At 38.6% G+C, this 17,899-nt stretch carries 17 protein-coding genes and 1 rRNA gene (1 of these 18 only partly in view); 7 read left to right on the top strand and 11 right to left on the bottom strand.

Going from position 1 to position 17,899, the window contains the following annotated elements:
* Positions 1–30 precede the first annotated feature (30 nt).
* The 4 genes from BACCOP_RS07045 to BACCOP_RS07030 are packed head-to-tail and all read right to left on the bottom strand — an operon-like array spanning position 31 to position 2,632.
* Entirely contained in the window at positions 31–966 is a 936-nt protein-coding gene (locus BACCOP_RS07045) for a phosphoinositol dihydroceramide synthase (protein ID WP_007567683.1), read from the bottom strand.
* 10 nt (positions 967–976) lie between these two features.
* A complete protein-coding gene (locus tag BACCOP_RS07040) occupies positions 977–1,660 on the bottom strand; it encodes a CDP-alcohol phosphatidyltransferase family protein (RefSeq protein WP_007567681.1) in 684 nt (227 codons plus the stop codon).
* Complete coding sequence (locus BACCOP_RS07035) at positions 1,638–2,111, bottom strand: GtrA family protein (RefSeq protein WP_085960423.1); 474 nt, start codon at positions 2,109–2,111, stop codon at positions 1,638–1,640. The genes BACCOP_RS07040 and BACCOP_RS07035 overlap by 23 nt, the downstream gene beginning before the upstream one ends.
* A 41-nt stretch (positions 2,112–2,152) precedes the next feature.
* Positions 2,153–2,632: a phosphatidylglycerophosphatase A family protein gene (locus BACCOP_RS07030; RefSeq protein WP_007567677.1), complete on the bottom strand. Its 480-nt coding sequence runs from the start codon at positions 2,630–2,632 to the stop codon at positions 2,153–2,155.
* Positions 2,633–2,859: 227 nt separating this feature from the next.
* Between BACCOP_RS07030 and BACCOP_RS07025 the strand changes: the two genes are divergently transcribed.
* The 5 genes from BACCOP_RS07025 (at position 2,860) to secG (ending at position 8,560) form a co-directional block, all read left to right on the top strand.
* Positions 2,860–5,493: a DUF5686 and carboxypeptidase-like regulatory domain-containing protein gene (locus BACCOP_RS07025; RefSeq protein WP_227994624.1), complete on the top strand. Its 2,634-nt coding sequence runs from the start codon at positions 2,860–2,862 to the stop codon at positions 5,491–5,493.
* A gap of 66 nt (positions 5,494–5,559) precedes the next feature.
* A complete protein-coding gene (locus BACCOP_RS07020) occupies positions 5,560–6,861 on the top strand; it encodes a sigma-54 interaction domain-containing protein (RefSeq protein ID WP_007567674.1) in 1,302 nt (433 codons plus the stop codon).
* A complete protein-coding gene (locus BACCOP_RS07015; protein WP_007567673.1) occupies positions 6,848–7,375 on the top strand; it encodes an LptE family protein in 528 nt (175 codons plus the stop codon). The genes BACCOP_RS07020 and BACCOP_RS07015 overlap by 14 nt, the downstream gene beginning before the upstream one ends.
* Before the next feature lie 9 nt (positions 7,376–7,384).
* Complete coding sequence (locus BACCOP_RS07010) at positions 7,385–8,167, top strand: hypothetical protein (protein WP_007567670.1); 783 nt, start codon at positions 7,385–7,387, stop codon at positions 8,165–8,167.
* Positions 8,168–8,182: 15 nt separating this feature from the next.
* Positions 8,183–8,560, top strand: coding sequence for a preprotein translocase subunit SecG (gene secG / locus BACCOP_RS07005; RefSeq protein WP_040311912.1), 378 nt, complete (start codon positions 8,183–8,185; stop codon positions 8,558–8,560).
* A gap of 295 nt (positions 8,561–8,855) precedes the next feature.
* Here the strand turns inward: secG and BACCOP_RS07000 are convergent, their stop codons facing one another.
* Positions 8,856–9,410, bottom strand: a complete 555-nt coding sequence (locus tag BACCOP_RS07000; protein WP_007567666.1) for an NADH peroxidase — start codon at positions 9,408–9,410, stop codon at positions 8,856–8,858.
* A 51-nt stretch (positions 9,411–9,461) separates the two neighbouring features.
* Positions 9,462–9,881 (bottom strand): Fur family transcriptional regulator, encoded by a 420-nt coding sequence (locus BACCOP_RS06995; protein ID WP_007567665.1) that lies wholly within the window; start codon positions 9,879–9,881, stop codon positions 9,462–9,464.
* Between the two features lie 161 nt (positions 9,882–10,042).
* On the opposite strand from BACCOP_RS06995, the gene BACCOP_RS06990 reads away from it, so the two are divergent.
* On the top strand, positions 10,043–11,977 hold the full coding sequence (locus tag BACCOP_RS06990) for an NAD(+) synthase (RefSeq protein ID WP_007567663.1): 1,935 nt from the start codon (positions 10,043–10,045) through the stop codon (positions 11,975–11,977).
* Between the two features lie 205 nt (positions 11,978–12,182).
* Here BACCOP_RS06990 and BACCOP_RS06985 read toward each other — a convergent pair whose 3' ends face one another.
* The 5 genes from BACCOP_RS06985 to BACCOP_RS19710 all read right to left on the bottom strand — a co-directional run bounded on the left by BACCOP_RS06985 (position 12,183) and on the right by BACCOP_RS19710 (position 17,270).
* Positions 12,183–14,471, bottom strand: coding sequence for an outer membrane beta-barrel family protein (locus tag BACCOP_RS06985; RefSeq protein ID WP_007567658.1), 2,289 nt, complete (start codon positions 14,469–14,471; stop codon positions 12,183–12,185).
* Positions 14,472–14,480: 9 nt separating this feature from the next.
* Complete coding sequence (locus BACCOP_RS06980; protein WP_040311904.1) at positions 14,481–15,602, bottom strand: tetratricopeptide repeat protein; 1,122 nt, start codon at positions 15,600–15,602, stop codon at positions 14,481–14,483.
* A gap of 5 nt (positions 15,603–15,607) precedes the next feature.
* Positions 15,608–16,111: a TonB family protein gene (locus BACCOP_RS06975; protein WP_007567655.1), complete on the bottom strand. Its 504-nt coding sequence runs from the start codon at positions 16,109–16,111 to the stop codon at positions 15,608–15,610.
* 14 nt (positions 16,112–16,125) lie between these two features.
* Positions 16,126–16,575, bottom strand: a complete 450-nt coding sequence (locus BACCOP_RS06970; RefSeq protein ID WP_007567653.1) for a LytTR family DNA-binding domain-containing protein — start codon at positions 16,573–16,575, stop codon at positions 16,126–16,128.
* Positions 16,576–16,772: 197 nt separating this feature from the next.
* Positions 16,773–17,270, bottom strand: coding sequence for a hypothetical protein (locus BACCOP_RS19710; protein WP_007567651.1), 498 nt, complete (start codon positions 17,268–17,270; stop codon positions 16,773–16,775).
* A gap of 199 nt (positions 17,271–17,469) precedes the next feature.
* Between BACCOP_RS19710 and BACCOP_RS21605 the strand changes: the two genes are divergently transcribed.
* Positions 17,470–17,899, top strand: a 16S ribosomal RNA gene (locus BACCOP_RS21605); it runs 729 nt beyond the window's last position.

Here is a 17,899-nt window from a genome sequence, read left to right as displayed (position 1 = left end):
CCCTATTGGGCCTAAGGAGATAGTTCTTTATTATTCAATATATTTTGTGTAACGTTCTATGAAGCTACGGAATTTAGGTATACGCATTAATACATATTCAAAGCAACATATGCCTAATAATGCACATAGAATACCAAGTGTTACATCTATGATATAGTGATGTCCGGAATATACAGCCGTAAACCAAATACCTACCATGATGATTGCAAATATTGCTCGTAGCCAGTTGTAGCAGCGTGCCCGGAAAGAATAAAACAATGCAACAACCATGTAGGCTGAATGCAGGGACGGTACTGCTGCAAATACGTTTGCATTTCGTCCATATAATCCCTGAAAAATTGTTAGTCCCGTCATTGCATCAAATCTTCCTAATCCTGCAACGTCTCCAGGTGTATTTAAAATTGGCTCAAAGCCGTAATTCATAACATACCAGGGTGGAGCTGCCGGATGTATATAGTATCCTACAAATCCTATCAAATTGACAAAAAGGAATACAAGAGCAAATCGCAAATATATTTTGCGCTGTCGGCTAAAATACAGTCCTAATCCGAATAAAATAGGGACTGGAACCCAGCAGAGGTAAAAGATTCCTGCCATGAAATCCATGACTGCACAATGATGAATGTGGAAGAACTCATTGGGAGTAAGAACTCCTTGGGCAGTCATAATTCCAAAAAGATTTTTTTCAGCTTCATATAAACCTTTTACATCGATAGGGTTTACTTCATAGTTGGGAACAATACGCATCCAGTCATATGAAATCGCGAATATAGCGAAAGGAAGTAACGCTACAATCAGCTTTTTTGTTTCCTTGCTGATCAGAAATAACAATGCGATAAGGACTCCCATCCCTATATGCTCAGGACGTATACCGATGAAGGTTGCCGTTACACTGATCCATGCTACAAGAGAAATGACTAATATACTTATTTCTCTTGTAGAAGGTTTATCTGTCATTATCTTCATACGTGATCTATTATTTTTTCATAAGTTGTCTGCGGCTATACTCAATGCGTGCAAAAGCTGTGATATTAGCAAAAATGGCGATAAAGCCCATAGGAACAATTAAAATAAGCATTGGATCGAAAGATAAATCTGGATTTTGTGTAGCAACAATGCCGCATATCAGTAATCCTAGGCTTGTTAATACCACTCGTTCTGGACGTTGCATAAAGCCGATTTTACACTCTAAACCGAGGCCTTCAGCACGGGCACGTACATAGCTTACCATTAATGAGCCGACGAGGGCAGCAAATGTAATAATAGCTCCTAATAGGTAGTCATGTCCAATTAAGCAAAAGCAAATACCTCCCAGTGTTACTAATTCACTGTATCGGTCTAGTACAGAATCGTACATTGCTCCAAATGTTGAAGACATACCTCCGATACGAGCCACCTGACCGTCCATCATATCAAATAGTGATGACAGTAGAATAACTCCACCTGCCCATCCTATTAAACTATAATGATTCATATCTTGGTTTATACCTGCATAAACCAGAATACAAGCTCCTGCTAGGTTCCCGAGGAATCCGATTGTTGTAACCAGATTAGGAGTTATCCCGATCTTAATCATTCCATGAACCAAAGGATTAATGATTTTGTAAATTAATTGCTGAAGTGAATCACGCAATTTTTTAGCTTGTTTTTTTATTTCCATGTTGGTTTGTGATTTGTTTTATTTTATTTTTGAGTTTTTCATTGATATGTGCATCTTTAAAGACAAATGTCTTGTGTAGATTATAGTTCCATAATATCGCAACTATAATAGATACGCTGACCTTGGCGATAATGAAAGCTGTTGATTGATTTATTGAGATAAAACTATTTTGTAACGTAAGAAATTCAGTTAATAGATAAGTCCCCCATAAATTTAGTCCAATGCTTCCTATCCATACCAAAGTGTACTTTATGATGACAGGAATAGGGCTACAGTCTTCTGTCTGAAAAGTCCACTTATAATTAATAGCACAGTTAGTTAATCCTCCGCTGATAGAACCGATTAGTGTCGCATATACATAGTATACATTTGCACATTGATTCAATAAAATGCTTATCAGAAAGTCGACAAAAGTAGCAATCTGTGCAGAGAGCTGCGCTCTGATGAACATAAATAGCCCTCCCTTTTTGCAAATAGATATGAATAAATTTTTCACGCGCACACGAATCGATACAAAAGAATGACTATGCCTCCATATATTCCCGACAGGATATCATCCGCCATGATACCGTATCCGGAAGGTAATTTTTCAGCCTGTTTGATACCTAATGGTTTAAGTATATCGAAAAAACGAAACAAAATAAATGCTGCAAACATATATCCGATATAATTGTCTGCCGGTACAGCAAGTAGAGCAATCCATGTTCCAACCATTTCATCGATTACTACGCGCGATGGATCTTTGCCCCAATATTTTTCAGAAACCCCCGATGACCAGATGCCTAAAAAAGTAAATATGCAAACAAGTAAAAATGTACATTGTAATGTTTGGTAGTAATCATTAAATAAAGATGCATATCCCCACCAGATAAGTGTGGCAAGCAATGCCCCAGCTGTACCCGGTGCGATAGGACTGTACCCTGAGCCAAAGCCACTTGCTATCAGGTTATGGAATAATGGTATTTTAGACATGTTTATTAATCTTGAAAATTATACGAATCTTTTTTTGTTTGAGTGCACAAAATTACGCTTTTTCTCTGAATTGACTTTCCTAAAAATCTAAATTAATAATAGTTAATACTGCATAAAAGACGGTCTATTTATCGTTTTTGTTACTACTTGACTTGTCTAAAACAATAAAGAGCAGTAATTTCGCCTCTGTTTTTATGAATATCGAAAAAAGCGTATTGAAATTTTTTATGGTAAAACGATTACTCCTAATAATGACATTTTGCATTTGGGCTGTAGGTCTGTGTGCTCAAATTCACGGAGTTGTTATTGATTCCGATACAGGAGATCCAATTCCTTATTTGAATGTTTATTATGATGGGAAAGGTGTAGGTACAATCACAGATATCGATGGAAAATATTCGATAGATTATCATCCGGGGTGGACAAAGTTAACATTTTCGATGGTGGGATATGCTACACAAGTGATAACAGTTTCTTCTAAGACAACCGAACTGAATATAAGTATGAAGTCGGATTTGGTTCTCGATGAAGTTATTGTAAAGCCCAAGCGTGAAAAGTATTCACGTAAAAATAATCCGGCAGTAGAACTTATGAAGAAAGTAGTTGCTTCAAAAGAGAAAACAAATTTGGAGCAAAACGACTATTATCATTATAATAAGTATCAGAAGATTACTTTTGCGATGAATAATATTACCACAGATTCATTGCGAGAGTCGTGGCTGTTTAAGAAGTATCCTTTTTTTCGGGATCAGGTAGAAACTTGTGATGTAACGGGAAAAAATATCCTGCCGCTTTCTGTTGATGAAACTGTTTCGGAGAAAATCTTTAGAAAAAATCCACGTTCGGAGAAGACAATTATTCAGGGAATAAATTCAACCGGAGTCAATGAACTGTTTAGTACAGGTGATATGCTGACTACGGTTTTGAAGGATGTTTTTCAGGATATAGATATTTATGAAGATCGTTTCCGCTTTTTGCAGTATCCGTTCGATAGCCCTGTTTCGGACGCAGGTATTCGTTTTTATAAGTTCTATATAATGGATACGGTATATGTAGAGCGGGATAAATGCTTCCATTTATCTTTTGTCCCTAATAACTCTCAGGATTTTGGTTTTACTGGACATCTGTATATTTTGGCAGACTCAACTTATCGTGTAAAAGAATGTCAGTTGAACTTGCCTAAAAAAACGGATATTAATTTCGTTGATAATATGATCATCGACCAAAAATTTGGTGAACTTCCTACTGGTGAATGGGCTTTATTGGAAGATGACATGTTGTGCGAACTGTCATATCTAAAGAAAGTATTGGGCTCTTATCTTGTAAGGCGTACTACCCGCTATTTTGATTTTACTTTTGATCCTTTGCCTGATAAGCTTTTTAAGAAGAAAGGTGATGAGATAAAAGATGTCAATGCAATGATGCGTGATGACAAATATTGGAGTCAGTACAGGCAAGAAGATTTGACTCAGTCGGAAAACAGAATGAGCAGTTTTGTTGACGACTTGACCAAAATAAAAGGATTCAAGTATATCATGTTCGTATTGAAAGCTTTTATTGAAAACTTCGTGGAGACCAGTACGCCGGATAGTAAGGTAGATATAGGTCCCATCAATACCATGATTACTTCAAATTATATTGATGGACTTCGTTTGCGTGCTTCGGCCCAGACTACGGCAAACCTGAATCCGCATTTGTTTTTGAAAGGGTATTATGCATATGGTTTTAAAGACCAGAAATCCAAATATATGGGTGAGGTAGAGTATTCATTCGACAAGAAGGAATATTTGCCGCGTGAATTCCCTAAACATTCACTCACGTTTACTTATCAATATGATAATATGTTGCCTTCTGATAAGTTTATTAATACAGATAAGGATAATGTATTTACTTCATTGAAGGTTTGTACTGTCGATCAGTATAATTATGAGCGTAAGGCTACCATAAAATATGAACGTGAACGGGAGTTTGGCTTTAAAACGACTGCAATGATTCGCTATGCTAACTATGAGCCATGCGGAGAATTGTTCTATCGTACGATGGCCGGTGAAAGCTCATTGCAGACGTTTATTGCTGAACAGCAGTTGTCTGGACAAAAATGGGTACATTCTCCATTCAATACTCATGACATTACGGTAGCTGAAGCATCTGTTGCATTCCGCTATGCTCCTGGTGAAACATTTGTCAACACCAAACAGCGGCGTCTTCCTATCAATCTGGATGCTCCGGTGTTTACTTTGCAGCATACATTGGCTTTGAAAGGTGTATTGGGAGGCGATTATACGTATAATGTAACGGAAGCAAGTGTCTATAAACGTTTCTGGTTTAGTTCATGGGGAAATGTTGATGCCCGTTTGAAAGGAGGTATTCAGTGGAATAAAGTACCATTCCCGCTGTTGATTATGCCCGCTGCCAATCTTTCTTATATCATTCAGGATGAGACATTCAATTTGATTAACAATATGGAGTTCTTAAACGACCGTTATGCTTCATTGGATGTTTCATGGAATATGCAAGGTAAATTGTTCAATCGTATTCCATTGTTGAAAAAACTGAAATGGCGTGAGTTTATTGGCGTAAAATGTTTGTGGGGAACGTTGACCGATAAAAATAATCCGTTCCTGGAGCAAAACCGTAATGACGATATACTGATGAAGTTCCCGGGACATTATGATTATAATGGAGAATACCGCTATTCAAGCAATGTGATGGATCCCAAGAAGCCTTATGTGGAGATTACCGCTGGTATACATAATATCTTCAAGCTTTTGCATGTAGAGTATGTACGCCGTTTGAATTATAACAATCTTCCAACTGCAAACAAGTGGGGTATTCGCTTTATGATTCGTACCGTATTTTAAAATTTCTGCCAAAATTGCCTGATGTATTAAACTTTTTGTAATTTTGTCATATATTGAATGTAGAATATGGTAAAGTCAGAAATACAGAATATAAAGTTGCGATTTGGCATTATTGGTAATGCCGAAGGCTTAAATCGGGCTATTGACATTGCAATACAGGTTGCTCCTACAGATTTGTCTGTACTGGTAACAGGAGAAAGTGGTGTCGGTAAAGAAAGCTTTCCGCAAATTATTCACCAGTTCAGTCGCCGCAAACACGGTCCCTATATCGCAGTCAACTGTGGTGCAATACCTGAAGGAACTATTGATTCAGAGCTTTTCGGGCATGAGAAAGGGGCTTTTACCGGAGCTATCAGTGACCGTAACGGATATTTTGCTGAAGCCAATGGGGGAACGATTTTTTTGGATGAGGTGGGCGAACTACCATTATCCACACAAGCTCGTTTGTTGCGTGTCCTTGAGTCTGGCGAATATATTAAGGTAGGTTCTTCTAAAGTTCAGAAGACGGATGTGCGTATTGTTGCTGCTACAAACGTGAATTTTGCAGATGCAATAGCGGAAGGACGTTTCCGTGAAGACTTGTATTATCGTTTGAATACAGTTCCAATCAAAATACCTCCTTTGCGTGAGCGTCCGGATGATATTGCTTTGCTGTTCCGTAAGTTTGCTGCTGACTTTGCTGAAAAATATCGTATGCCTGCCATTCAGTTGACTGACGATGCCAGACATATGCTTGTATCATATTCCTGGCCTGGCAATATTCGTCAGTTGAAAAATATAACAGAACAGATTTCTATTATAGAAACCAACCGCGATATTACAGCAGACATTTTACAGGGGTATTTGCCTGCGCAACCGGTATCTCGTCTGCCGGCTTTATTGGGAGTGAAGAATACTTCCGGAGGAAAAGGCTTTGAAAGCGAGCGTGAAATTCTTTATCAGGTTTTGTTTGATATGCGTCGCGATGTAACCGAGCTGAAAAAACTGGTTCACGATATTATGTCCGAACGTGCCGGAACTCCGATAAATCATTCTACGGAAACTGCGACTGTACATTATTTACAGAATCCGGTAGGAATGGTACAAGACCCCCCAGTAGTGGTCGCTCCGGTTTCTGTGCCTGTTGTAAAGCCTTCTGTTTCGTCTGTAAATACTATATCTCCAGTAAAGGTTTCTTCGGATGAAGTAGCAGAAGTTCAAGATACAGAAGAATATGTAGAAGAAAATCTTTCTTTGGATGAAGTGGAGAAAGAAATGATTCGGAAAGCATTGGAACGCCATCACGGCAAACGCAAGAATGCGGCGAATGATTTAAAAATATCAGAGCGTACGCTCTATCGAAAAATAAAAGAATATGGGCTTGATTAAAAAATATTATAAGTTAGTTTCTGTTTTGTCTGTTGCTGTCTGTATAATGGCGGCATGTACTGTGTCATATAAGTTTAATGGTGCATCCATTAATTATGATAAGGTAAAAACAATTTCTTTCGAAAATTTCCCGAACCGTTCTGCAGCGTTTGTATGGGGACCTATGGAGTCGATGTTTAATACGGCTTTGCAGGATATATACATGCAGCAAACTCGCTTGAAACAGGTTAGACAAGGGGGAGATTTGGAATTGTCAGGTGAGATTACAAACTACGATGCTTATAATAAGGGTGTAGGTTCCGACGGTTATTCTACTATGGCTGAGTTGAGAATGACTGTTAATGTACGTTTCGTGAATAACACAAATCATGCTGAAGATTTTGAACAGCAATTTTCTGCGAGCCGTGAGTATAATGCAAGCCAGCAGTTGTCTTCTGTTCAGGAAGATCTGGTTAACCAGATGATCGATGAAATAGTGGAACAAATATTTAATGCAACAGTAGCGAACTGGTAATTCATTCAAATGATGCAGCAACGTTTATATGAGTGGATATTGCATCCGGAATATTTGAATAAGGATAGCTTGTTTGAGTTGAGAAATTTATTGGCTCGCTATCCTTATTTTCAGACAGTCCGGTTACTTTATCTGAAAAATCTCTTCTTGCTTCAGGATGCTGATTTCAAGGATGAATTAAGGAAAAGTGCATTGTATATAGCCGATTTAAGTGTTCTTTTCTATTACATCGAAGGAGAGCGTCTGGTAATAAAGAAACACCCCTCTGAAAAAAACGTATCAAGTGATTCCTCTACTGACCGGACTTTAGATTTGATAGACCGTTTCTTGTCGGATTTATCGGAGGAAACTTCTATGGAACTGCCATTGCCAGCAGAAGTTAATGTAGATTATACTTCCATTTTGATGCAGGAACCTGATGCAGAGCCTGCTTCTTCTGCCATGTTGAAAGGCCAGGATTTGATTGATAACTTTATTGAACAGTCAGCAGGTTCTGAAACCTTGGCTGTGGTGGAAGAGGATGACTTGATGCAAGAATCAGATACGACAGATGAAGTTCCGGAGGAAACAGATATACAAGAGCAAGAAGATGAGGTAGCGAGAGTAGAAGAAAGTTCGGATGAAAATTATTTTACTGAAACTTTGGCTAAGATCTATGTAAAACAGCAACGATATGACAAAGCTCTTGAAATAATTAAAAAATTAAATTTGAAATATCCAAAAAAAAATGCTTACTTTGCAGACCAAATAAGATTTTTGGAAAAATTGATTATTAACGCTAAATCAAAATAAAAGAAAATGTATTCATTGTATTTATTATTTGTAGGATTAATCGTACTTGCAGCTGTGTTGATGTGTTTTGTCGTGTTGATACAGAATTCTAAGGGAGGAGGTCTCTCTTCTAGTTTTGCTGCTTCAAACCAGATTATGGGAGTTCGCAAAACAACAGATTTTATTGAAAAACTTACTTGGGGATTGGCTATTTTTATGGTTGTAGTGAGTGTTGCTACAGCTTATGTTATTCCTACCACAAGCGAAGCTTCATCTGTTATTATGGATCAGGCAGTAAAAGAACAGAAAACTAACCCTCTGAATGCTCCTGCAGGATTTGCTGCTCCTCAGTCTGATGCAGCAACCGATCAGCCTGTTGCTGCTCCTGCAGCTAAAGATTCTGCTGCTAATTAATAAAAAAGATATATTGCAGAATGAGCGACCCTCGAAAAAGGGTCGCTTTTTTATTGTCTATAAAAACTAGCTATTCCTTGATTTGAGTTACTGCAAGGTTTATTTATTGGGTTGGAGCTAGCTAGATCAGGACTATTATTGTCTAAAGTTATTGAACGGGTGTATTTCGTGTTGGAAGAGTGATGACAAAAGAGTTATACTGATTGCTATTAATATGGTATAGTTGGGAGTAAATAAAAAAAGAGACTGCTTTGAATAAGCAGCCTCTTTCTACCTTAATTATTGGAAGGATTTATTATTTCTTGAAATATCTGTTGTACAGACCTTCGAAACCTTTACCATGACGAGCTTCGTCTTTTGCCATTTCGTGAACTGTATCGTGGATTGCATCCAAGTTCAGCTGTTTAGCACGAGTAGCGATACGTTTCTTGTCTTCGCAAGCACCGCATTCAGCGTTCATACGTTTTTCCAAGTTAGTTTTTGTATCCCATACGCAGTCACCCAGCAATTCTGCGAATTTTGCAGCGTGTTCTGCTTCTTCCCAAGCGTAACGCTTGAAAGCTTCAGCTACTTCAGGATAGCCTTCACGGTCTGCCTGACGGCTCATTGCCAAGTACATACCAACTTCTGTACATTCGCCCATGAAGTGGTTGTTCAAATCCTTAATCATTTCGTCGTCGCAACCTTTAGCTACACCGATAACGTGTTCGTCAACAAACTGCAAGCCACCTTCTGCTGTTTCTTCCATTTCTTTAAATTTAGAAGCTGGAGCTTTACACAAAGGGCATTTTTCAGGAGCTGTTTCACCTTCATAGATGTAACCACATACAGTACAGATAAATTTTTTCATAAGTCAAAAAGTTTTAGTTATTAGTAATATTTTATTTGCCATTTACAGGCATTAATTTTCATTTTTCTCGTTTAGACATTCAGGACAGATACCTTTATAATAATGATGTATTTCCTCTATTTGAAATCCATCTTTATGTAAGAGGTCTGCCTCTTCGCTTTCCGTTTTCATTGGAATGTCATATATTTTTCCGCAAGTTTTGCATTGGAAATGTGCATGCATAGAAGTATCTCCGTCAAAACATGCATTGCGTTCGTCAATAGTTAACATGCGTGCTGCACCATGCTCAATAAACAGCTTCAATGTATTGTATACAGTTGTTTTCGACAGGGTGGGTATATCTTTGCATAATGCTAAATAAATTTCATCTATACACGGGTGTGTATGATGCTTTAGCAAGTAGTCCATAATAGCAATGCGTTGTACGGATGGCTTGATGTTATAGCTAAGCAGATATTCGTAAACGTTCATGTTATTCTTTTTATTTTGTAATTGTTACAATTTTAATTCTTTGGCAAAGATATAAAGATTTTCTTAAAATCCAAAGCAAAGTTAGTTTTTTTATTTTTCTCATAGTGAACAATAAATAATTCCTATCTTTGCAGTAATGCACTATTTATATAACAATTTATATGAAATATGGTTTTGTAAAAGTGGCAGCTGCTATACCTTTAGTGAAGGTGGCCGATTGCCAGTTTAATGCTCAGCAGACAAGTAAACTGATTGTCGAAGCTGATTCGAAAGGCGTACAGGTTATTATTTTTCCGGAATTAAATCTAACTGGATATTCGTGTGGCGATTTGTTCGGGCAGACTTTATTGCTTGAGCAGGCAGAAATAGCTTTGATGCAGGTTATGAATGAAACTCGTCAGTTGGATATCATATCTATTGTGGGCATGCCTGTTGTTGTCAATTCTACCTTGATGAACTGTGCTGTGGTCTGCCAGCGTGGAAAAATATTGGGAATTGTTCCTAAAACATATTTGCCTAACTATAAAGAATTTTACGAGCAGCGTTGGTTTGCTCCATCAACGGCACATGCAGATGATGAGATGGTTCGTATATGTGGGCAGCATGTTCCTGTCAGTTCCGATTTGATATTTGAATCAACAGATTTATGTTTTGGCGTAGAAATTTGTGAAGATGTATGGGCTACCATCCCTCCAAGTTCTCATTTGGCATTGAAAGGAGCTGATGTAATATTCAATATGTCTGCTGATACCGAAAATATCAGTAAGCATCAGTATTTGCGTTCTTTGCTGGCACAGCAGTCTGCTCGTTGTCTGGCTGGATATGTTTTTGCTTCTTCTGGATTTGGAGAGTCTACTACTGATGTCGTTTTTGCAGGAAACGCTCTTATTTATGAGAACGGAACACTACTGGCTGCTTCCGAACGCTTCTCATTTGAGGAACAGTTGGTTGTCAGTGAAATTGATATCGAACGTTTGAGAGGAGAGCGAATGGTGAATACGACTTTTGCTGCTAGCGTACGGACATATAAAGACTATCCGGTAAAGCGTATTCCAATTGAAATGACTAAAGCGAATGAAGATTTTACATTGACACGTGCGGTGGAACCTCATCCTTTTGTTCCGGCAGGAGGTAAGTTGCTTGATGAACGCTGTGAGGAAATCTTTTCAATTCAGGTAGCGGGATTGGCTAAGCGTTTGGTACATACGGGATGTAAAACGGTAGTTGTCGGCATTTCCGGTGGATTGGATTCTACACTGGCTTTGCTGGTATGTGTAAAAACGTTCGATAAACTTGGATTGTCCCGAAAGGGTATTGTCGGCATTACGATGCCGGGATTTGGAACAACCGACCGTACTTATCATAATGCTTTGGATTTGATGAGTTCATTGCAGGTAACGACGAAAGAAATCAGTATACGCGATGCTTGCATCCAGCATTTTAAAGATATTGATCATGACATATCTGTTCATGATGTAACTTATGAAAATGGTCAGGCTCGTGAGCGTACTCAGATTCTGATGGACTATGCAAATAAGGTAGGAGGACTGGTAATTGGTACAGGCGATCTTTCCGAACTGGCACTGGGCTGGGCTACATACAATGGTGATCATATGTCTATGTATGGAGTAAATGCAAGTATACCGAAAACACTGGTTCGGTATTTGGTTACTTGGGTAGCAGAAACCGGAGTGGATGAAAAATCACGTGCAACGCTTCTCGATATTATCGATACCCCGATCAGTCCCGAACTGATTCCTGCAGATGAAAATGGAAATATCAAGCAGAAAACAGAAGATTTGGTCGGACCTTACGAATTGCATGATTTCTTCCTTTTCCATTTCTTGCGTTTCGGTTCTCGTCCGGCAAAGATTTTCTATTTGGCAGAGATTGCTTTCCGTGATGTGTACGATAAAGAAACAATAAAGAAGTGGCTTGTAAATTTCTGCCGTCGTTTCTTTAATCAACAGTTCAAACGCTCTTGTTTGCCTGACGGTCCTAAGGTGGGATCTGTTTCTTTAAGTCCTCGTGGTGATTGGCGTATGCCGAGCGATGCTAGTTCAGCATTGTGGTTACAGGAATGTGAACAGCTATAATGATATTGAAGAAAATGACATGCCGGAAGCAACTGTTTGGCTTTTGGCATGTCATTTTATTTTTTAGGCATCTTTCCCTGAAATCATCAGAAAAACATCAGCATCTTTTCTTGAAAACATCAGCATCTTTTTTTATTTTTTCAGCAATTTTTCATCCTTTCTTCTGCATCTTTTTAAACGTACATTCTCTGGTATGCAGATTAGTCTATAATCCAAATCTTTGAGTGTCTATTTCTTTCACTTCTTTTTTTTTGAATCCTTTGAACTTATAGCTGAAAGACAGGGTCAAACTGCGCTGGTTTCGTTTGACGCTCATGTCTGCAATTTGAACTCCGTTGCGTATGGTTGTATATGGATTCATCGAATTGAATATGTCATTTAGGCGCAGCTGTATGGAAGCTGCTTGATTAAGAAATGTATATCGGATAGCGGCATCTGTCTTTCCCATAGGCTTTATCGTATAACTTCCCTGTATTCCTTTGGTTTGTCCGAAGGCACTGAGTTCTATTTTTATATCCGGTTTTTGGGATAGTGTAAATGTGTTATTCCAAATACCTATTCCTGTCCATTGTTTTCGGTCGAAAGGAGCATCAAAATAATGGCTGGCTTTGTCGTGTTTCAGGATTGCGCTTAGCGATAGTCGGCTACTCCACCATTTCCCGATTTTAAAGGGGAGGATGGAAGAAAATGTAAGTTGATTCATATAGTCCCAGTTCTGATAATTATATATGGACTTCAGTTCGTTGGGAGGCAGGTACATCATTTGCGTAAAGTAATGAGGTCTGTGGCTGTAGCGCATCTGAAAAATATATTTGCGTTTTAATATATAGCTAAGATGGGCGGAATAATCGGTGTATGGCTTGAGGTAAGTGTTGCCTATTGCTACTTGGTAATTGTCGATATGGTTTATGGCTCCACTCATTACCCAATAGCTTGGATATGTCTTGTCGGAGTTGAATGAAAATTGTAACAAATGGAAAGGGGAAATAATGTATCCAAGTTGTAGGGTAGGGTATATGGCCCATTTTTTATAATTCATCATTTTGTAAAACTCCAGCGAAACGGATGCGCTTAAACTTAGTTTCTTGTTGAATTTATATTCGGAGCCTGCATATAAATTATAGGTGTATTCCTTTATTCGGGAGTCCAGATTCTGTTTGCTCATTGTTGGGGCATCGTATTGTTGCCGGTTACTGTTGGTTACATACGAAAAGGAAGTGCCATAGTCCAATTGCCATGCCTGATTGAGAATATGATGTTGGTCTGCGTATATTTTGCAACGGTTAATCACTTGCCTGGACGAGCTGAGAAATTTCTGCAAAGCTTCAACCGGTTGAAGTGTTTGAAAATGTTGATCCTCTATATTCCGGTAGTAAGTATAATCTGCGCCGGTTTTTAATCCGGAAGCTGAAGTCAGGTATAGTGAGAGATTGTGTACCTGGATTTGACTGTTGGAAATGTTTTCAGATGCAAACTGATTGCCGGAAGCTGTCAGGGTGTTTTGATCGTCAGGAGTAAGACTGGTTGTATAATCCAGACTTAGGCTGCTTTGAGAAGTAAATTTATAGGTGCTGCCAATTTTTAGCAGATGCGTGTTGCTTCGACCTTCTCCGGAGAAGTTTTGGCAGACATGGTGTTGGTTGCCATCGACTGTATGGAGAGTTTCCACACTATTACCCTGACGGCTGTATTCATTAGTAAAATGATAGGTAAAATCTGCATCAAACTTTTTGGAGGTATAGGCTAGCGTAATACCACCTTCTCCGTCGCTTTGCTGCTTTTGGCTGTAGGATCCGTTGATTTCTCCTTGTAATTTGCCTTCATCTGTTTTATGCTTTGGGGTATGAATATTTATGGATGCACCACGAACATGATATTGTGGGGGAGTGGTGTACATGATTTCGACTTTCTCCACTCGTGAGGCTGGCATGCTTTTCAGGAGTGTAAGAATTTGCTCGTAAGTCATGGAAGATACCTTGTCGTTTAATAAGATATTAACCGAACCACTTCCTGCGAGTGTCAGAGTTCCATTATATTCCATAATTCCGGGAAGGTTTTTGATAACTTCATAGGCATTGGTTACAAGCTTGGTGTTTGTCAGCTGGGTAATGTCATATATCAGTTTGCTTCCTTCCATTTTTAGCAGAGGTTTTTCTCCTTCGATTATTATTTCACGAAGCTGATTGTCTTTAGGATGCATGATGATGTGGTGTCGGATATTGTTTTCCTGAAAACATTTTCTTATTGTCTGGAATAGCAGGTGTTGTACGGTCAGACAGTAATTTTCCCGTTTTTGACGGAAATGGAAGTTTCCTTCCTTGTCGGTTATCGTTGCTTCGATAAATACAGAGTCGGCCGACTGGAGTATAACTGTTGCTCCGTCTATTCCTTGTTGTGAAGCATCTGTTACCTTACCTTCTATAACTTGTGCAGACAGGTGGGTACAAAGAGTTCCCGCACATATCACAATGCCTAATATGATCAGTCGTTTCATACGTTTGGGTTATTTGTTTGTTTTCCCTTGAAAAAATCTCTCTACGTTGAGTTCTTTTATATAGCTTTCGGCATCTTGAAGCATATTTGTATATTTCTTCGGCTTTCCGGCCTGCTCGACCGCTTTGATGAATTTTTCGTAATAGACGGCCTCTTGTTCAGGCTGTTGCAATTTGCCGTATAAGAAGGCCGTCTGGTATAGCATATGCAGCTTCTCTGGGTTTTCTTTTAAAATCTTGTCGTAGCAGGCAATGGCATCCTTGTATTGATGGAGTTGAATGTGGTTTGTTGCTGCTGTTTCATACAGAGAAATAACCAGTTGCTTGTCGGGCTGTAAGAGATCAAGTGCATCTTTTATGTCCTGCTGGCTTTCTTTTATCATGCCTATTTTACTTCCTATTACACCCAGTTGAGATAAAATGTAAGCATTTTTCCTCTCTGATAGATTATTGGCACGGACCAGACAATCGTATGCTTGGCTGAGGCTGTCTGTGTATGCATACGATAGTCCGAGATAATATTCCGTACTGGCCTGTCTGTCACCGGATTGTCTGATTTTCTGGTACAGTTTGATAGCATCTTGGTGCAATCCTGCCTGATTGTATGCGTATGCTTTCAGTCTGTTTATGTTTAAGTCGGTAGAGTCAATGGAGGTGTATCGGCATAGATATGTCAGCGCAGAATCAGGTTGCTCCATGCTTAAAAAATTTTGGGCAAGTGCGATAGTGTTATTCTGATTCTCTATATCTTGCATTGCAATTATTTTGCGGTATATAAGCGCAGAGTCTGGTTTTTCTAGTTTGTCGTAGCATTTGGCGATAGTATTCAGTTTGATTTCCGAAGAGTCTTCTTTTATAAATGTATTATATAGCTCAATACTTTGCTGGTAGTACCCCCTTTGGTAATAACAATTGGCCAGTGCATGTACGATCGTATCAGAAACATGTATGCTGAGTGCTTTTTTGTAGTTCGATAAAGATTTTTGCAGCTTCCCTTTTCGATGGTATTCTTCTCCTTGCATGTAATAGACTTTCCAGTCGGTTGAATCGCTTGGAAGTTGATAGATTGAAGTTCTTGCATAACAAAATACAGTCATCATCAGGCTGATAAAACAAATGATAGAATGCTTCATAGTGGTTATTTTTCAGGTTTAAACGAAACGGGTAGGGTGAACTCCATGTTGACTTTGGTGCCGTCTGTGAGTTCGGCAGGTGCCCATTGTGGAGATTCTTTCAGAAGACTTATTACTGCTTGTTCGAAAGCTTTCTCTTTTGGGGATTCAAGAATCTGAAATTTTTCCAGCTTGCCGGCTGTATTTACTGTAAACTTGATGACGACTTTTGCATCTTTATTTTCAAGTCCTTTGGGATATTTCAAATTTTGGGCTATCCATGAATAAAAGGCTGTAATGTCTTTATCTTTATCAAAACGAGGACGCTTGAGTATTGTCTTCTTAGAATGAATGGATACGGTTTGTAACATTTCAGTATTATCTGTTTTTTTTATTGTGCTTTTATAATATATCCATCCACTTATTCCAAGTATAGCTAATGATATGAGTGTATATAGATATATACGCTTACTATGCTGTTCGGGTTTACTCTTTCCTAAGAAATAAACTTCATTATCTTCTTTATTCATAATTATTTAATATTTTAAATGATTGATTTTTCAACTAATGATTTCAATACTTTCAGGGCTTCTTTCGAAACATGCAAAATGAACTTTGCAGAAGTTTTTGTATCAGCAAGTATAAGTTCTTGTTTGTTGATATTTATTACATATATGAAGTTGCTGTTTATCACAAGGCTTCTGCCTACTCGAATAAATATACTGGCATGGTCTTTTAATTGTTGTTCTATGATTTTTTCAAAAGCTGATAGGTTGAAGGAAAATGTATATTCTTCACCATTTATTAATTTCATAGTTGTGTAGCTGCCGTCTGAACTGATGTAGACAATTCCGGTATCTAAGACTCTTACCAATATGGTATTGTTGGAAACTGTTAGGTAATTTGGCATAACATTAAATGTATTCATTAAATGTGTTTCTATAATTGTATCAAACAAAGGAAGAAATTTTTGGTCAGATAGTGTAATTCTCATTTTGCTTTTTTGTGAAATCCCTTTTTCATTTTATGAATTTATCTAGAATCGTTTTTTGATATTCTTTTGTAGCGGTATTCTTTTATATGTTCTGATTATTTTACGAGGATTTATTTTGTACACAGTAAAATGTTCTTTGGAATGTTGATGACGAGTTGGGAGATGTACTAATAGTATTAGTTATTATGTGGTGTATTTCAGGTAAAAATATGCCGTTGTTTTAATGAAGACAAGGCGTTGTTTTTCCATTGTGCCGCTTTTTGCGGATAATGCGGTGTGTTTTCCTCCGCGCACATGCGCCCGCCCGCGCAATAAATATTATTGTGCATGTTTTCCTCCTCCTTCTGCGTCCGGTAAAAAAATATGCCGCGTAACATAGCTGTTTTCCAGTGTCTTACGAAAAAACTTTGGGAAACGGTCAAAAAAAAGTCGTGTAAAAGTTGGAGTTTGCGAAAAAGTGCGTAATTTTGCACCCGCTTTCGAGAGAGAAACGCGCTGAAGCATTGACAGAGTGAACGTGAGGTTTCCGGTTTTTCGGTTGTTGCCTTGTATCTTACCTTAGCGGTGCTAAGGGAGCGAGAAGGGCTTGCGGCTCCGGTTTCTGACCGCTGGAAAATTTTTTCGAAAAAAAAACTTCGAAAAAATTTGGTGGTTAAGAAAAAACCTCTTACCTTTGCAAACGCTTTCGCTAACAAACGGAAGCTTAGAAATAAGAGATAGTTCTTTGAAAGACTTTAGATAAACAAACGAAATGTAGTACAAGCAGTAGTCATGTGATATAATAATGTGTATCCGTGATGAAGTGATAAAACCGTCAATCTGATTAAACAATCAAGAAACATTCGGTCACCTGAACAGAGACAAAAAGTACTCGCAAGAGTAAAAAGATATTTTACAATGAAGAGTTTGATCCTGGCTCAGGATGAACGCTAGCTACAGGCTTAACACATGCAAGTCGAGGGGCAGCATGAACTTAGCTTGCTAAGTTTGATGGCGACCGGCGCACGGGTGAGTAACACGTATCCAACCTTCCGTTTACTCAGGGATAGCCTTTCGAAAGAAAGATTAATACCTGATAGTATGGTGAGATTGCATGATAACACCATTAAAGATTTATTGGTAAACGATGGGGATGCGTTCCATTAGGTAGTAGGCGGGGTAACGGCCCACCTAGCCTGCGATGGATAGGGGTTCTGAGAGGAAGGTCCCCCACATTGGAACTGAGACACGGTCCAAACTCCTACGGGAGGCAGCAGTGAGGAATATTGGTCAATGGGCGAGAGCCTGAACCAGCCAAGTAGCGTGAAGGGTGAAGGTCCTACGG

It is taken from the genome of Phocaeicola coprocola DSM 17136 (assembly GCF_000154845.1).
Taxonomy (GTDB): Bacteria; Bacteroidota; Bacteroidia; order Bacteroidales; family Bacteroidaceae; genus Phocaeicola; species Phocaeicola coprocola.
The sequence above is the reverse complement of the archived record's forward strand: the minus strand, read 5'-3'. Positions and strand labels throughout refer to the sequence as shown.

What these genes read in the sequence shown, in the direction of transcription:
- BACCOP_RS07045 (WP_007567683.1), bottom strand. Translation starts at nt 966, where the DNA reads ATGAAGATAATGACAGATAAACCTTCTACAAGAGAAATAAGTATATTA.
- BACCOP_RS07040 (WP_007567681.1), bottom strand. Translation starts at nt 1,660, where the DNA reads ATGGAAATAAAAAAACAAGCTAAAAAATTGCGTGATTCACTTCAGCAA.
- BACCOP_RS07035 (WP_085960423.1), bottom strand. Translation starts at nt 2,111, where the DNA reads ATGTTCATCAGAGCGCAGCTCTCTGCACAGATTGCTACTTTTGTCGAC.
- BACCOP_RS07030 (WP_007567677.1), bottom strand. Translation starts at nt 2,632, where the DNA reads ATGTCTAAAATACCATTATTCCATAACCTGATAGCAAGTGGCTTTGGC.
- BACCOP_RS07025 (WP_227994624.1), top strand. Translation starts at nt 2,860, where the DNA reads ATGGTAAAACGATTACTCCTAATAATGACATTTTGCATTTGGGCTGTA.
- BACCOP_RS07020 (WP_007567674.1), top strand. Translation starts at nt 5,560, where the DNA reads ATGGTAAAGTCAGAAATACAGAATATAAAGTTGCGATTTGGCATTATT.
- BACCOP_RS07015 (WP_007567673.1), top strand. Translation starts at nt 6,848, where the DNA reads ATGGGCTTGATTAAAAAATATTATAAGTTAGTTTCTGTTTTGTCTGTT.
- BACCOP_RS07010 (WP_007567670.1), top strand. Translation starts at nt 7,385, where the DNA reads ATGATGCAGCAACGTTTATATGAGTGGATATTGCATCCGGAATATTTG.
- BACCOP_RS07000 (WP_007567666.1), bottom strand. Translation starts at nt 9,410, where the DNA reads ATGAAAAAATTTATCTGTACTGTATGTGGTTACATCTATGAAGGTGAA.
- BACCOP_RS06995 (WP_007567665.1), bottom strand. Translation starts at nt 9,881, where the DNA reads ATGAACGTTTACGAATATCTGCTTAGCTATAACATCAAGCCATCCGTA.
- BACCOP_RS06990 (WP_007567663.1), top strand. Translation starts at nt 10,043, where the DNA reads ATGAAATATGGTTTTGTAAAAGTGGCAGCTGCTATACCTTTAGTGAAG.
- BACCOP_RS06985 (WP_007567658.1), bottom strand. Translation starts at nt 14,471, where the DNA reads ATGAAACGACTGATCATATTAGGCATTGTGATATGTGCGGGAACTCTT.
- BACCOP_RS06980 (WP_040311904.1), bottom strand. Translation starts at nt 15,602, where the DNA reads ATGAAGCATTCTATCATTTGTTTTATCAGCCTGATGATGACTGTATTT.
- BACCOP_RS06975 (WP_007567655.1), bottom strand. Translation starts at nt 16,111, where the DNA reads ATGAATAAAGAAGATAATGAAGTTTATTTCTTAGGAAAGAGTAAACCC.
- BACCOP_RS06970 (WP_007567653.1), bottom strand. Translation starts at nt 16,575, where the DNA reads ATGAGAATTACACTATCTGACCAAAAATTTCTTCCTTTGTTTGATACA.